Consider the following 385-nt stretch of genomic DNA (forward strand, 5'->3'; position numbering starts at 1 on the left):
GAAATCGGCAAATGTAACCGACCGTGTGCCCACATTTTTGTCGGCAAAAGCAGCCGAAGCATCCAATAGGATTAAGTCATCCCCCGGCACTTTATTATCAATATCCACTGCGGCATTATCCACTGTGGCTGTTGTGGTGCCATCGTAAACTTTGTCCGCAAATGAAATGGCGGCGATAGTTACCGGTCGGCGGGTAATGGCGGCGACTGTATCGTCGGGCTGCGTTGGCTCATAATTCTTGGCTGCCGTGCCGGTGAGCGTGATTTCGCTGAATTTAACCGGTTTTTTCGTGCCCACGTTCTTGTCGGCAAAAGCTGCCGTGCCGGTGGTGATATCTATTTCCACTTTGCCGTCGTCCAACGGAATTATACCGTCTATCAGAACC

The 385-nt window shown here is 51.2% G+C and carries 1 protein-coding gene; it reads right to left on the reverse strand.

Annotated features, from left to right (window positions below; all coding sequences use genetic code 11):
- A partial coding sequence (locus ASC50_RS05425; protein WP_226995419.1) for a YDG domain-containing protein occupies window positions 1–385 on the reverse strand: 385 nt, incomplete at both ends.

It is taken from the genome of Candidatus Symbiothrix dinenymphae, from assembly GCF_001431085.1.